Source organism: Nocardia beijingensis NBRC 16342, from assembly GCF_001612785.1.
GTDB classification, from domain to species: domain Bacteria; phylum Actinomycetota; class Actinomycetes; order Mycobacteriales; family Mycobacteriaceae; genus Nocardia; species Nocardia beijingensis.
Map to the genome: position 1 here is coordinate 1 of NZ_BDBC01000052.1, position 14219 is coordinate 14219.

The following is a 14219-nucleotide window of genomic DNA, read 5'->3' on the forward strand; positions in this document are numbered from 1 at the left end:
ACGGACCGGGACGCGGACCACCCTGGGCCGGGCCGGGACGCGGGCCACCCTGCGACGGACCGGGACGCGGACCACCCTGACCGGGGGCCGGACGCGGCGCGGGACGCTCGGGAGCCGACGAGTACGGGTTGTTACCGACGCGCGGGGTCTTCGGCCCCGGACGCGGGCCAGGCGCCGCGCCACCCGGGCGCTGACCGCCCTGGGCGGGGGCGCCGGGACGCTGCTGCTGCCCGGGACGCGGACCGCCGGGAGTCGGACGGGGACCGGCCGGGGCGGGAGCGGAACTCGCGCTCGCGCCGGAAGCCGAGGCGGCCTGCGGGGTGACCGTTTCCTTTGCGGCGGGCTTGGGCGCGGGGGCCGGTCCCGGACGCGCGGCGGGGCCCGGCTTCACGGCAGGCGATTCGCCGGTGCGCGCGGCGGGAGCGGCGGGCTCCTGCGCGGTCGGTGCCGGAGTTGGCGCCGAAGGACGGGGACCCGGGCGCGGGCCTGCGCCCGCGGGTTTGGGGGCCGGACGGCCGGACTGTCCGGGGCGTGCACCCGGCTTGTTGCCGTTGGACGGGGCGGATTTCGCCGCGAACGACTCACGCAGCCGGCGCGCGACGGGAGCTTCCACCGTCGAGGACGCCGACTTCACGAACTCGCCCTGCTCCTTGAGCGTTGCGAGTAGTTCCTTGCTCGTGACACCGAGTTCTTTGGCCAACTCGTGCACGCGGGCCTTGCCTGCCACTGCTCTCCTCACTGAGAGGTCGAGCAGCTCCACCGTTCTGGGGACGGCGGCCCGCACGACCTCGGGTTATCTCCGATGGACGTTCATCGTTGGTACTTCACGGTGTGCTCATGAGTGCTCGTGCCTGTTCTCGAGGTAATGCTCCAGGGCTGAGATATCCAGATGTCCGGACACTCGTAGTGCTCTGCCGATCGCTCGGCGCCGCTCTGCCGCGCGCAGACAAGCCGAAAGGGGGTGCAGCCAGGCACCCCGTCCGGGAAGTCTGCGCCGCGGATCGGGAACGATCTCGATGACGTGGGCGCCGTCTCCGGTCTCACGGTCCCGAGCCACGATCCGCAACAGATCGACGGCCAGCTCGCGCTTCCGGCATCCGATACACGTTCGCACGGGAGCCGCGGGGCGCTGGGGCGCCGGGTGCTGCTCGGTGGTGCGATCGCGCAGTGGAACCGAAGGCTCGGACTGAACCTTGGACCACTCTACCGCTGCCACGCGCCGAACGCCGAACCCCTCCCCTTCGGAAGTTACGAACCTGTCATCCCGAGCACTTCGCTCGCGGACTCCCGTCAACTCCGATGCGCCTCCGTTCGCACGGATCCGCCCAGGTCACCGGGGGCGGCGTCGCTGCGGATATCGATGCGCCAACCGGTCAGCCGCGCGGCGAGACGTGCGTTCTGCCCTTCCTTGCCGATCGCCAGCGAGAGCTGGAAATCCGGGACGACGACGCGGGCCGCCCGAGCGTCCGGGTCGACGATGGTGACCGAAACCACTTTCGACGGTGACAGCGCATTACCGACGAAGGTGGCCGGATCGTCGGCGTAGTCGATGATGTCGATCTTCTCGCCGGCCAGCTCGCTCATCACGTTGCGCACGCGCTGTCCCATGGGCCCGATACAGGCGCCCTTGGCGTTGACGCCGGGCACCGTGGTGCGCACGGCGATCTTGGAGCGGTGCCCCGCCTCGCGCGCCACGGCGACGATCTCCACCGAACCGTCGGCGATCTCCGGCACCTCGAGCGCGAACAGGCGCCGCACCAGGTTCGGGTGGGTGCGCGACAGCGTGATCTGCGGCCCGCGCGGCCCGCGGGAGACGCCGACGACGTAGCACTTGATCCGGTCGCCGTGCTCGTAGGTCTCGCCGGGCACCTGCTCGGCGGGCGGGATCAAGCCCTCCGCGCCGTGCAGCTCGCTGCCGATGCGCACCACGACGGTGCCGCGGGCGTTGGCGCGCGCGTCGCGCTGCACCACACCGCCGACGATGTCGCCCTCATGGGTGGAGAACTCGCCGAAGGACTTCTCGTTCTCCGCGTCGCGCAGCCGCTGCAGCACGACCTGCCTGGCGGTGGTCGCCGCGATCCGGCCGAAACCCTCCGGGGTGTCGTCCCATTCGGAGATCACGTTGCCGTCGGCGTCCACCTCGCGCGCCATCACCCTGACCACGCCGGTCCTCTGGTTGATGTCGATGCGCGCGTTGGGCTGGTGCCCCTCGGTGTGGCGGTACGCGGTGAGCAGCGCCGACTCGATCGCGGAGATCACGGTCTCGATCGAGATCCCCTTGTCGGCGACGATCGCGCGCAGGGCTTCGATTTCGATGTTCATTCCACGATCCCTTCGGTCGGCGAATCGGACGCTGTTACGGATTCGGACAATGCATTCGGTGTTCCTCGGAGCTTCGCGGCGGCGTCCACCGCCACCGCGTCTTCCGCACCCGGAGCGGGCCGCCCCGGAACGACTCCGCCCGCGAGTTCCAGCTCCCGCGCGCCGGGCGGGGAGAACTCGACCTGGACGACGGCCGTGGCGATGTCGGCGAGCGGCACCGTCACCAGGTGCGGGTCGCGTTTGCCGCCGAGCACCAGCGCCACCGAGTCACCGGTGAGCGCGCCGACCCTGGCCTCGAAGGTCGCCGCTCCCTCCGGTGGCTGGGCGCCTTCCCGCAGCCGGACACGCACCTTCCGGCCGCGGGCCCGCCGCCAGTGCCGGGCCGCCGTCAACGGGCGGTCGATCCCGGGGGTGGTGACCTCCAGCAGGTAGGGCGTCTCGCCGAATTCCCCCGTGTCGTCGAGCAGCGCCGACAGCTCCGTGCTCAGACTCGCCAGGGCGTCCAGATCGGAGGTGTCGCGATCCACGGTCACCTGCACCCGAGCCTGCGCGTCGACGTGTTTGCCCGCCGTCGCGATCTCGACGCCCTCCAGATCGAATCCTCGGCGTTCGACGAGACCAGCTACGAGCTGGCTCACCCTTTCCTCGGTCGGCATCGGCATATGGGCGGCTCCTGGTTCAGTTGTGACGCGGCGGGAAAATTCTCTACCGAAGGTCTAGCGTAACGCGCCACGAGAGTGTAAAGGACCGGCGGTCGAGGAGTCCGCACGCCACGGCCGACGCTCGTCCGGCTCAGCCGCGCGAGTCTGGCACGATAGTGCCGTGCCCATCCGCCTTTCCGCCCCGCCGCGTGCCGGGCGCACTACCGGCATGCCCTCCGACCGGCACGAGCCCCACCGCGCCGTCCTGGATCGTCGCAGCGCGCTACGCCTCGCGGGCGGGGGAACGGCCGGGGTGCTCGCCCTCGGCGCCTTGGCAGGCTGCACCGGCGACGACGTGGTCCACGAGCCGGATCCGCTTGCCGCACAGGAGGTCGCGGCCCGCGCCGACGCCGCGGCGGCGAGCGCGGCCATCGCCGTCGCGCCCGACCGGCACGCCGCGTTGACGGCGATCGCGGCCGAGCGCACCGCACACGCCGACGCCTTGCGCACCGAGATCGACCGCGCCATCGGCGTCTACGCCGACGGCACCAAACCGGCGCACCGCACCCGCGCGGGCGCGTCCGGCCCGTCGGTCGTGGCGTCGGGCAGCGCCGTGCCGCCCACCACGCCGCCGAGCGTCGAGACGCTGCGCACGCAGCTCACCGCGTCCCAGAAATCGGCGGCCGAACTCGCTCGCGCCCTGACCGGCTACCGGGCCGGTCTGCTCGCTTCGATCAGCGCGGCGTGCGCGGTGCAGACAGGGGTGTTGCTGGCATGACCGAAGACGAGCGACGAGCGCTCATCGACGCGCTGAACGCCGAATACGGCGCGGTGTACGCCTACGGGGTGATCGCGGCCCACGCCTCCTCCGAGCGCACCAGGCTGGTCGCCGAGCACACCGCGGCGCACCGGGCGCGCCGCGACACCACCGTGGACGTCCTCGCGCTCGGCGGCGCGACGGTGCCGCCGCCGGACGCGGCCTATACGACGCCGTTCGCGGTGACCGATCCGATCTCCGCCGCCCGGCTGGCCGTGACGGTCGAGTCCGACGTCGCGGTCGCCTGGCGGTCGGTGGTCGAGCGCGGCGACTCCATCGCCATCCGGCGCACCGGTGTCGAAGCGCTCACCGAGGCCGCCGTCCGGCTGGCCGCGTGGCAGTCCATCCTCGGCGCGAACCCGCCGACGGTCGCGTTTCCCGGCAAGGCCTGACCCGGGCTACGCGAACGGCGGCCGCGGACAGCTCGGGCCGCCGTTCGCTCGACATGTGACCGCTACGGCCGCATCTCGTACGCGCCGTCGTAGGACGCCACCTCGGCCCACACCCGGTCGAAACGCGGCCGATCGGCCACCGGCGGTCGCAGCGCGGACGCGGCCCAGCCCTGCTGCTCCGGCGTGGCCGACGGCTTGCCGTACAGCGCGGTGGCGTAGGCGTTGAAGTCGCGGATCTGGAAGTCGAAGATCTGGTCGATCAGGTCGCGGTCCAGGCCGGTGATCGCCGCCTGCTCCAGGATCAGCTGGCCGTAGACCACCAGGGAGAACAGGTGGCCGATGGTCAGCATGAAGTCCAGGTCCTTCTGCTGCGCGGCATCCGGGGCCGCGGTGGTCAGCAGCGTGCGCAGCGCTCGGGCCTGCTCGTAGAAGCGGCTCACGTTGGGGATATCGGCGTGCTTGTCGTAGATCGGCGTCCAGTCGGCGAAGCGCACCTTGCCCGCGCCACGCGCCGGGCCCTGGCGCCAGAAGAACGCGTCGTCGGCCGGGTCCTGGCGGGTGCCGATCTCCGGGTAGTCCTGCGGGTCGAACAGATAGTTGGGCATGAACTTCAGGATCTGCCCCACGTTCACGTGCACCGTGCCCTCCAGCCTGGGCAGCGTGCTGATCAGCCGCTGCACCTCGGCGAAGTAGGTGTTCTTCTCGAATCCCTTGGCGGCCAGCACATCCAGCAGCAACGTCATGACGGTCTCACCCTCGGAGGTCACCTTGGACTTCGTCATCGGGTTGAACAGCAGGTACCTGCGATCCTCCAGGCTCGCGCTGCGGAAGTAGTCGACCGCGCGGTCGCTGAAGAGCTTCATCGCGATGATGCGCGCGTAGGCATCGACGAAATTCGCGCGCACGTGCGGGAATTCGGTGACCGGATTGCCGTAGAGTACGCGGTTGTTCGCGTGCGTGATCGCCTCGTAGAAGGAGTGCTCGACCATGCCGATCCCGCCGTGGCACAGGTTGAACTTGCCCACGTTCACGGTGTTCAGCGCCGCGGAGAACGCCTCGGGGCCGGTGTGCAGGATGTCCTCGGCGCGCACCGGGTAGTTCTCCAGCCGGAAGGTGCTCACGTACATCTGCTGGTGCACGACGTTGCCGAGCAGGTGGTAGTTCTCGTGCCTGGAGTCGGCGGCGAACCAGACGTACGCGTCGGCGCCTTCGAGGTCGGCGCGGCGGGAGAACACCGACACCATGCTCGCCACGTTGCCGTTGCCGATGTAGTACTTCTCGCCATCGGCGCGGAACAGGATTCCGGCTTCGGCGTCCGCGCTGCCCGGCTCGGTCGGGGTGAGCACCAGGTCGGTGTTGTAGATGTCGGCGCCGTGGGTCTGCTCGGACAGGCCGAACGCCATCACTTCGCCCGCGGCCAGGTCGGCGGCCGCGCGCTTCTTGGCCGCCTCGTTGTCGCTCTGCCAGATCGGGCCCAGACCGAGGATGGTGACCTGCTCGGCGTACCAGTACGCCAGGCCGTAGAAGCCGAAGATCTCCGACAGCGCGGCGTTGCGCGCCGCGTCCCAGCGGCGGTCGGGGTCGCCGTCGGCGTACGCCGCCGGGGTCAGGAAGGTGGCGAACAGCTTCTCCTTCTTCACGAAGTCGAGGAAGTCCGCGGTCCACACCGCGTTCGCGTCGTCGGCGAGCAGACGCTGTTTGCCCCGCCCCTCGAACCACTCGATCGTGGCGCGCAACAGGCGCCGCGTCTCGGCGTCGAACTGCTGCGGGTCATAGGTGGCGGGGTTGAACAACCGCACGTCGGTGTTTGTCATGCCGGTTAACTTACCAGCGGGTAACAGCAGCGTGGACGAGGTCTGCGGATCTGTGACCAGCGAATTCAGGTTACGGTCGCGTAGGTCCGCCGCGATCGCGAGCACAGCCGACGCCGTGCCCCTCTAGCGCCGATGCGAACGGCCCCCAGCGGATTCCGCCGAGGGCCGTTCGGGAAAGCAGCTCAGCCGCGAACCTTTGCCACCACCGCGTCCACCGCGGAGGCGGCGGGAAGTTCCTCGGTCTCGCCGGTGAAGCGGTCGCGCAGTTCGACCTTGCCCTCGGCCCAGCCCCGGCCGATCACCAGCACCAGCGGCATACCGAGCAACTCGGCGTCCTTGAACTTCACCCCCGGCGAGGCGGTGCGGTCGTCGAAGAGCACATCCAAACCCTGCGCGTGCAGGCCGGACACCACTTCTTCGGCGCCGGCGCGCGCCGCGTCGTCCTTGTTCGCGATGACGACGTGCACGTCGTAGGGCGCGACCGCCGCGGGCCAGCGCAGGCCCTTCTCGTCGTGCTGCTGCTCGGCGATCACCGCGACCATGCGCGAGACGCCGATGCCGTAGGAGCCCATGGTCAGCCGCACCGGCTTGCCGTTCTCGCCGAGCACGTCCACCTCGAACGCGTCGGTGTACTTGTTGCCGAGCTGGAAGATGTGGCCGATCTCGATGCCGCGCGCCGCCACCAAGGTGCCGCGCCCGTCGGGCGAGGGATCGCCGTCGCGGACCTCGGCGGCCTCGATGGTGCCGTCGGGGGTGAAGTCGCGGCCCGCGACCAGGCCGACGACGTGCTTGCCCGGCTCGTCGGCGCCGGTGATCCAGCTGGTTCCGGTGCCGACGCGCGGGTCGACCAGGTACCGAACGCCGTTGGCCTGCAGTGCCTTCGGGCCGATGTAGCCCTTGACCAGGAACGGGTTCTCCGCGAAGTCGGCGTCGGTGAGCAGTTCGACCTCGGCCGGTTCGACCGATGCGCCGAGACGCTTGTCGTCGACCTCACGGTCACCGGGGATGCCGATGCCGACGATCTCGGTCTTGCCGTCCGGGTGGCGCAGCTTGACCATCACGTTCTTCAAGGTGTCGGCCGCGGTGACCGGGCGGCCGTAGCGCTCGGCGATGCCCGCGGCGTTGGCCCAGTCCACCAGCGTCGCGATGGTCGGGGTGTCGGGGGTGTCGTGCACGACGGCCTCGGGCTGCCCTTCGATCGGCAGCGGTTCGGGCGCGGGCGTGACCACCGCCTCCACATTGGCCGCGTAGCCGGACTCCGGGCAGCGCACGTAGGTGTCCTCGCCGATCGGGCTGTCGGCCAGGAACTCCTCCGAGGCGCTGCCGCCCATCGCGCCCGAGGTGGCGGCCACGATGACGTACTTGACCCGCAGCCGGTCGAAGATGCGCTGGTAGGCCTGGCGGTGCGCGTGGTAGCTGGCCTTCAGGCCGTCCTCGTCCAGGTCGAAGGAGTAGGAGTCCTTCATCACGAACTCGCGCCCGCGCAGGATGCCCGCGCGCGGACGCTCCTCGTCGCGGTATTTGGTCTGGATCTGGTAGAGCGTGACCGGCAGGTCCTTGTAGGAGCTGTACTCGCCCTTCACGGTGAGCGCGAACAGCTCCTCGTGGGTGGGGCCGAGCAGGTAGTCCGCGCCCTTGCGGTCGCGCAGCCGGAACAGGCCGTCGCCGTACTCGGTCCACCGGTTGGTGGTCTCGTACGGTTCGCGCGGCAGCAGCGCGGGCAGCGAGATCTCCTGGGCGCCGATCGCGTCCATCTCCGCGCGCACCACGTCCTCGACCTTGCGCAGTACGCGCAGGCCCAGCGGCAGCCACGAGTACACACCCGGAGCGACGCGGCGCACGTAGCCGGCACGGACCAGAAGTTTGTGGCTGGGCACCTCCGCATCGGCGGGATCGTCGCGGAGAGTGCGCAGGAACAGGCGGGAGAGGCGGGTGATCACGGAAGCACAGGGTAGTCGCTGGCCGAACGCTGGTCCCAGCGCATTACCGTATTCGTTCGTGCTGGTGCTGCTGCCTCCCTCCGAAACCAAGTCCGACGGCGGCGCGGGGGCGCCGCTCGCCCTGGACGCACTGGCGATGCCGCAGCTCATGGCGGTGCGCGCCCGCCTGATCGAGGAAGTGGTGCGGTTGGCGGCCGACCCGGAACGCTCCCGCGCCGCGCTCGGCCTCGGCAAGGGCGCCGACGGCGAGATCGCCCGCAACGCCGCGTTGCGCACCGCCCCGACCCGTCCCGCGCTGGAGCGCTACACCGGCGTCCTCTACGACGCGCTCGACGCGCGCTCGTTCACCAAGGTCCAGCGGGCCAAGGCGTACGCCCGGCTCGGCATCGGCTCCGCGCTGTTCGGCGCGGTCCGCGCGGGTGACCCGATTCCCGCCTACCGCCTGTCCGGCGGCTCGAAACTGCCCGGCCTGCCGACGCTTTCGGCCGTCTGGCGCGACGAGTTGCCCGCGGCGCTGCACGCGGAGGCGGCGGGCGAGCTCGTCGTCGACCTGCGCTCGGGGACCTATCAGCAGCTCGGGCGGGTGCCGGGCGCGATCACCGCCAACGTGCTCACCGAGCATCCGGACGGGTCACGGACGGTGGTGAGTCATTTCAACAAGCACCACAAGGGTCTGCTTGCGCGCGCCCTCGTGCTCACCAGAGCCGAACCGGCCGACGTGCGCGGCGTCGCGCGGGTGGCGGCCAAAGCGGGGTTGCGAGCCGAGGTCGCCTCGCCGACGGAGCTTTTGATCATCACCTGAGCGCGTCCGGCTGTTGCGTGGTGAACGCGGCGCACCGGACTGTTCCCCCACCGGCTCGGTCCAGCGAGCCTGCAAACGTTCCTCCACCGTCATGGCACGATCGCACGCAACCGCGTGCGCGCGACAACCGTACGGCGATCGGGACATCTACCGAGACCTCCGGCACCACGAGGCGTAAGCGTGGCGAGTGGAAAGGGCGAACGCCAGCCGCCTCACATGCCGTGCGGCGTCAACAAAACGAGGGGGATGCGGCGGGTCGTCCGCTTCTGGTAGGTCTCGTAGCCGGGGTAGGCCGCGACGACCTCCGGCCACCGTCGCCCGCGTTCCGCCGCGGTGAGCACGTGCGCGGTCATCGTCCGGGTAGGTCCGTGCTGGAACGACACTTCGACCTCGGGATGGGCGCGCAAGTTGTGGAACCAGTCGGGAGAGATGTCGTCCCCGCCCCGGGAGGCCACGATCAGGTAGCTGTCGCCGTCCACGACCGGGACGGTGAGGACGACGGTGCGCGGCAGCCCGCTGCGCCTGCCGGTGGTGGTGAGCGTCAGGGTCGGCATGTTCTTGAAGCGGGTGCCGACCCGGCCCGCGGTGACGTCGAGCAGCGTGCGATGCAGGGTGGTCACGGTCTTCAGGTACAGGTCGGTGGCGGTGCGGCGGGCGTCCGGCATGGGTGCTCCTCGGTCGGTTGGACGGTCGAGGACAACGGTCCGGGTTCGGCTTGTGAACGACCAGTGACCGGTCAGCGGTCGAGTCGCTCGCGTGCCGCGGCGATCCAGACGGGATTGCCGCAGAGCCGGGCGACGCGCAGGGCGGCCCGGTAGTGCTCGGCGGCCGACCCTGGCTCGCCACGCCGCGCGGCCAGGTCGCCGAGCACCGTGTCGACCGGGCCGACGACGTAGGAGCCGGTGTCGGCGCCGCCGAGCCGATCGCGGTAGGGCAGCAGGTCACGGTAGAGCGCGCCCGCCTCCTGCGGTGTGCCCAGCGCCGCGACCGTCATGCCGCGCAAGGTGAGGAACAGCGAACGGAACAGATCGTGGCGGACCGGTCGAGCGCGACGCCGGACCCGCTCGGCCGCCGCGCGATCGCCCCCGGCGAGCAGGGCCAGCACTTGGAAGTCCACCGTGGCGTCCACGGACGCCTGGGGAGCGCTCCCGGCGAATCCGTCGACCAGACCGGCCAGCTCCCCCGCCCGACCCTGCTGCCACCGCACCGCGAACACCGCCATGAGCAGGATCCCGCCCGCATTGAGAATTCCCGCGCGAGTGAGCATTTCGTTGGCCCGCAGGTAGTGCCGCTCGGCGGCGTCCGCGTCCCCGGACGCCAGCGCCAGAAGCCCGCGCGCCATGGTGTTGGCCACCTGCGCTTGGCGCCACTGGTAGCGGTCGGCCAGCACAGTGGCCGCGTCGAGGTGCTCGCGGACGGCGGCGAGGTCTGCCGCGAAGGCGGCGGCCTGCACCGAAATGGTATGTCCCAGAACGAGGTAGGCGCTGTCTTCGGTGCGCAGGCCGATCTCGATCAGCTCCGCACCGAGCCTGTCACGCTCGGGGGTGTCGTAGAGCGAGGCCCTGGCTTGCAGCGCCGGAGCGAGCAGGGTGTCGTCGCCGAGCTCGCGGGCGATCGTCTCGGCTTCGGCGGCGGCGCGGGCGGCCCGTTCACCGGCCTCGCCGCTGATCTCGTCGACCAGGGTGACCAGCAACCGGCACCGGCCGGCGGGGGTGAGGCCGGGAAAGCGCAGCGCGTCCTCTAGCCGCGCGACCACCTGGTGCTCGACCACACCGTAGAGCCGGTTCATCCACGGTGTCGGGGTGTCCCACGCGGTGAACGCCCGCACCAGCAGGTCGGGCCTGCCCGCTTCCTCGGCCAGCGCCGCGGCGCGGTCGCGAGCGGCGCGCGCGGCGAGGCCCGCCCCACCGGCGAGGTGACTGCGCCCGGCGCGGCACAGCATCGCGACCCGCTCCGCCACGGTGTCCGCGCCGACATGGCGTTCGAGGGCGGCGGCGGCGCGTTCGTATCCGGCGGCGGCGACGTCGTGGGCGTAGCGCCGCTCGGCCCGTTCGGCCGCGGCCACCGCGTAGTCGGCGGCCCGTCGCGCCGTCAGCGGGGTCACCGATTCGCCGTAGTGGTGCGCGAGGGCGGCGACATCCCCCGGATCGATCTCCTCGATCGCGGCGGCCACCCGCCGGTGCCACCGGTCGCGACGAACTCGCGGCACATCCCCGAGCAAGGTGTCGCGCACCAGGATGTGGGTGAAACGGCCACGGCCGCTGGCCGGTTCGTCCAGCAACCCGGCCAGGACACCCGCCTCCACCGCGTCCAGCACGTCGTCCTCACCCACCTCCGCGGCCCGCACCAGGACCTCGAGGTCGAACTCCCGGCCGATCACCGCAGCGAGGCGCAGCAGCGCCACCGCCGTCTCGGGCAGCCGGGACAGCCTGCGCCGCAACACGTCCCGCACCCCTTGGGGGACTTCCGAGGCGGTGACCACCTCGCCTTCGCTCTGTAGCAGGCGCGCGAACTCGGTGAGGTAGAAGGGGTTGCCGCCGGTGCGCTCGTGCAGCGTCTCGACCACGGAGTCCGCCGGTGTGCTTCCGGTCAGCGCGGCGACGAGCCTGCCGCTGTCGGCGAGCCCGAGGCCGTGCAGGCGGACCCGCGCGCGGACGGTGGTCGCCAGCGTCGCGAGGGCGTCGGCGAGCGCGGGCGGCACTTCGTCGGGGCGGTAACCGATCACGACGAGCGCGGGCACCCTCGTGGCCACCGCGGCGAGCAGCGCGGCGGTCTCGGCGTCGCCGCGGTGGGCGTCGTCGAGCAGGATCGCGAGCGGACGGTCGGCCGCGACCGCGGTGAGATAGCCGCACACCGCCCGGTGCAGCAGGAAACGCCCGTGGGCGCGATCCTCTCGCGGCGGGTCGGCGCCGTCGGTGAGCAGCGGGGCGAGCGCGGACGCGAGGTCACCGGGGTCGCACTCGCCCACCAGCACGCGCAACATCTCGACCCAGGGCCACGCGGACGGCGCGGCTTCGTCCTCCGGGCAGCGGCCGAGCACCACCCGAAATCCGGCGTCCCGCAGCGCGGCGCGAATGTGGTGCAGCACGGTCGATTTCCCGCTGCCCGCCTCACCCACCAGGGTCGCTGCCCGGGGCCCCTCGCCCTGGGCGGCCGCATACAACGCGGTGAGTTCCGCGGCGCGCCCGAACAGCCCCGCGCCTGCCCCGCCGCCTTGGGCCTCCGGAACCGGGTCGCGCGCCAAGACCGGATCACGCGCCAAGCCCGGGTCGCTCGCCGAGGCCGGGTCGTTCACCGGGGCCTGGTCACGCCCCACGGCAGGGTTGCTCGCGCGGGGCCGCTCACGCTCCAAGGCCTGCTCACGGGCCAAGGCCGAGTCGCTCGCCAGGACCGCATCACGCCTCACGACCTGCTCACGCGCCAAGCCCAGGTCATTCGCAGAGGCCGGATCACCCCTCACGACCGGGTCGCTCACCGGGGCCTGGTCACGCCCCACGGCAGGGTTGCTCGCGCGGGGCCGCTCACGCTCCGAGGCCTGCTCACGGGCTAAGGCCGAGTCGCTCGCCAGGATCGGATCACGTCTCGCGACCTGCTCGCGCGCCAAGCCCAGGTCATTCGCAAAGGGCGGATCACCCCTCACGGCCTGCTCACGCGCCAAGCCCGGGTCATTCGCCGAGGCCGGATCACCCCTCACGACCGGGTCGCTCGCCAGGACCGCATCACGCCTCACGGCCTGCTCATGCGCCAAGGCCGGGTCGCTCGCTAAGGCCAGGTCGCTCGCCGAGGCCGGATCACCCCTCACGACCGGGTCGCTCGCCAGGGCCGCACGCTTCACAGCCGGGTCGCTCGCCAAGGCCGGGCCACTCGCCGAAGCCGGATCGCCCGTCACGGCCGGGTCGCTCGCTAGAGCCTGGTCAGGCGTCAGGGTCTGGTCCCGCGCTGGGGCCGGATCACGCCGTATGGCCGGGTCACGCGCCGGGGCGGGGTCGTGCGCCAAGGCCGAGACGACGTGCTCGCGCATCGGGATCCGCTGGGCCAGGATGTCGGCTTCCAACCTGGTCAGTGCCGGTCCGGGATCGATGCCGAGTTCCTCGGCGAGTACCTCTCGGGCCTGCCGCAGCGCGGCGAGCGCTTCCGCTTGGCGCCCGGCCCGGTAGCGCGCCAGAGCCGTGAGCCGCCACCCTTCTTCCCGCAGCGGATGTTCCCGGCTCAGCACCTCGGCCTGGGCCGCGGCCAAGGCCGGTTCGTCCAGGTCGAGCAGCGTGGCCGCGAGTTGTTCTCGCGCAGCCGATCGCAGCTCCTCCAGCCGCGCCGCCTCCGCGCTCGCCCACGACTCCTCCGCGTACGCCGCGTACGCCGGTCCCTGCCAGCGGGACAGCGCCCGCTCCAGGGCGCGCCGCCGCTCGCGCGGATCGAGCCCCGCCGCGGCATCCAGTTCGGCGCCGAAAACCCACGCGTCCACCGCCTCGGTGTCCAGCCGCACCGCATACCCGGGGGCGCGGCTGATCAGCACGGTCGCGGGCGCTCGTGGGGGCCGCCGCGGCTCGAGCAGCCGCCGCAGATTGGACACATAGGCCTGCAACGCGCCCAGTGCCCGTGGCGGCGGCTCACCCCGCCACAGGTCGTCGATCAGTCGATCGACCGGCACCACCTCGCCCCGCGCGACCAGCAGCCGTGCCAGCACACCGCGTTGCCGCGGACCGCCGAGATCGAGTTCACCGCGCTCGTCCGCCGCGGTCAGCGCGCCGAGTACCCGGATCCGAACCATGACCAGCCAAGTCTAAGGACGACACCTCTTAAGCGCGTCTCGAGCGGACTACAAGCGACGGACCGCATGCTCGCCGAGTCCCCGACACCGACAGGAGCACTCGTGAACACCACCGCCGTCGCCCCCGATCGCCCCGACACCTACGACATGGTCGTCGTGCACAACACCTTCCGCAGGCACTTCCGCGCTCTGCCCGATCTCGTCACCGCGGTCGCGGCCGGTGACGTCGACCGCGCCGGGCGGCTCGTCGAGTTCCTGGACGAGCTGGGCAACGGCCTGCACCAGCACCACACCGGCGAGGACGAACTCATGTGGCCTCTGCTGCTCGAGCGGGCTCCCGCCGACGCGGCCCTGGTGCTGCGCATGGAGGAGCAGCACGAGCGGATCGCCGAACTCACCGAACGCGCGCACCGCGAGGCGGCCGAATTCGCCGCCGCCGCCGACCCTTCGGTCCGCGACCGGCTCGCCGCCACCCTCACCGCGCTCGCCGTCGCCCTCGACGAGCACATGGCCGAGGAGGAACGGCACGTCCTGCCCGTGGTCGAGAACGTCATGACCGCCACCGAATGGCAGGCGCTCGGCGAACGCGGCCGCGAGCACATGCCCAAGGACCGCCAGCTGGTCTTCCTCGGCTTCATCCTGCAAGGAGTGTCCGATGCCGACCGCCGCAAGTTCCTGGCCGAGATGCCGCTTCCGGCGCGCCTGGCTTGGCGCTTGCTCGGG

12 protein-coding genes are annotated in these 14219 nt (G+C 71.6%); 4 read left to right on the forward strand and 8 right to left on the reverse strand.

All coding sequences use genetic code 11. The features are described from left to right. The 4 genes from NB3_RS34500 to rimP all read right to left on the reverse strand — a co-directional run. A partial coding sequence (locus NB3_RS34500; RefSeq protein WP_174553240.1) for a translation initiation factor IF-2 N-terminal domain-containing protein occupies positions 1–727 on the reverse strand: 727 nt, incomplete at its 3' end. A 108-nt stretch (positions 728–835) separates the two neighbouring features. Next, positions 836–1168: a YlxR family protein gene (locus tag NB3_RS34505; RefSeq protein ID WP_157112008.1), complete on the reverse strand. Its 333-nt coding sequence runs from the start codon at positions 1166–1168 to the stop codon at positions 836–838. Between the two features lie 122 nt (positions 1169–1290). After that, on the reverse strand, positions 1291–2322 hold the full coding sequence (gene nusA, locus NB3_RS25970; protein WP_067808621.1) for a transcription termination factor NusA: 1032 nt from the start codon (positions 2320–2322) through the stop codon (positions 1291–1293). Next, positions 2319–2984: a ribosome maturation factor RimP gene (gene rimP, locus NB3_RS25975; RefSeq protein WP_067808623.1), complete on the reverse strand. Its 666-nt coding sequence runs from the start codon at positions 2982–2984 to the stop codon at positions 2319–2321. The genes nusA and rimP overlap by 4 nt, the downstream gene beginning before the upstream one ends. A gap of 160 nt (positions 2985–3144) precedes the next feature. Between rimP and NB3_RS25980 the strand changes: the two genes are divergently transcribed. Both NB3_RS25980 and NB3_RS25985 read left to right on the forward strand, forming a co-directional pair. Beyond that, positions 3145–3741, forward strand: coding sequence for a hypothetical protein (locus NB3_RS25980; protein WP_244892087.1), 597 nt, complete (start codon positions 3145–3147; stop codon positions 3739–3741). Continuing rightward, entirely contained in the window at positions 3738–4172 is a 435-nt protein-coding gene (locus NB3_RS25985; RefSeq protein WP_067808627.1) for a ferritin-like domain-containing protein, read from the forward strand. The genes NB3_RS25980 and NB3_RS25985 overlap by 4 nt, the downstream gene beginning before the upstream one ends. A 62-nt stretch (positions 4173–4234) precedes the next feature. Here the strand turns inward: NB3_RS25985 and NB3_RS25990 are convergent, their stop codons facing one another. Further along, on the reverse strand, positions 4235–5986 hold the full coding sequence (locus NB3_RS25990; protein WP_067808638.1) for an acyl-CoA dehydrogenase family protein: 1752 nt from the start codon (positions 5984–5986) through the stop codon (positions 4235–4237). Between the two features lie 182 nt (positions 5987–6168). Further along, positions 6169–7926, reverse strand: a complete 1758-nt coding sequence (locus NB3_RS25995; RefSeq protein ID WP_067808629.1) for a proline--tRNA ligase — start codon at positions 7924–7926, stop codon at positions 6169–6171. A 58-nt stretch (positions 7927–7984) separates the two neighbouring features. On the opposite strand from NB3_RS25995, the gene yaaA reads away from it, so the two are divergent. Next, positions 7985–8728 (forward strand): peroxide stress protein YaaA, encoded by a 744-nt coding sequence (gene yaaA / locus NB3_RS26000; RefSeq protein WP_067808631.1) that lies wholly within the window; start codon positions 7985–7987, stop codon positions 8726–8728. Positions 8729–8940: 212 nt separating this feature from the next. On the opposite strand, the gene NB3_RS26005 is transcribed toward yaaA, so the two are convergent. Both NB3_RS26005 and NB3_RS26010 read right to left on the reverse strand, forming a co-directional pair. Then, positions 8941–9393 (reverse strand): nitroreductase/quinone reductase family protein, encoded by a 453-nt coding sequence (locus NB3_RS26005; RefSeq protein ID WP_067808633.1) that lies wholly within the window; start codon positions 9391–9393, stop codon positions 8941–8943. Positions 9394–9464: 71 nt separating this feature from the next. Further along, positions 9465–13496 (reverse strand): ATP-binding protein, encoded by a 4032-nt coding sequence (locus tag NB3_RS26010; protein ID WP_067808635.1) that lies wholly within the window; start codon positions 13494–13496, stop codon positions 9465–9467. 102 nt (positions 13497–13598) lie between these two features. On the opposite strand from NB3_RS26010, the gene NB3_RS26015 reads away from it, so the two are divergent. Then, a partial coding sequence (locus NB3_RS26015) for a hemerythrin domain-containing protein (protein WP_067808637.1) occupies positions 13599–14219 on the forward strand: 621 nt, incomplete at its 3' end.

Coding starts and splice junctions, on each gene's coding strand:
- NB3_RS26010 (WP_067808635.1), bottom strand. CDS start 13,496: ATGGTTCGGATCCGGGTACTCGGCGCGCTGACCGCGGCGGACGAGCGC.
- NB3_RS25990 (WP_067808638.1), bottom strand. CDS start 5,986: ATGACAAACACCGACGTGCGGTTGTTCAACCCCGCCACCTATGACCCG.
- NB3_RS25985 (WP_067808627.1), top strand. CDS start 3,738: ATGACCGAAGACGAGCGACGAGCGCTCATCGACGCGCTGAACGCCGAA.
- nusA (WP_067808621.1), bottom strand. CDS start 2,322: ATGAACATCGAAATCGAAGCCCTGCGCGCGATCGTCGCCGACAAGGGG.
- NB3_RS26005 (WP_067808633.1), bottom strand. CDS start 9,393: ATGCCGGACGCCCGCCGCACCGCCACCGACCTGTACCTGAAGACCGTG.
- rimP (WP_067808623.1), bottom strand. CDS start 2,984: ATGCCGATGCCGACCGAGGAAAGGGTGAGCCAGCTCGTAGCTGGTCTC.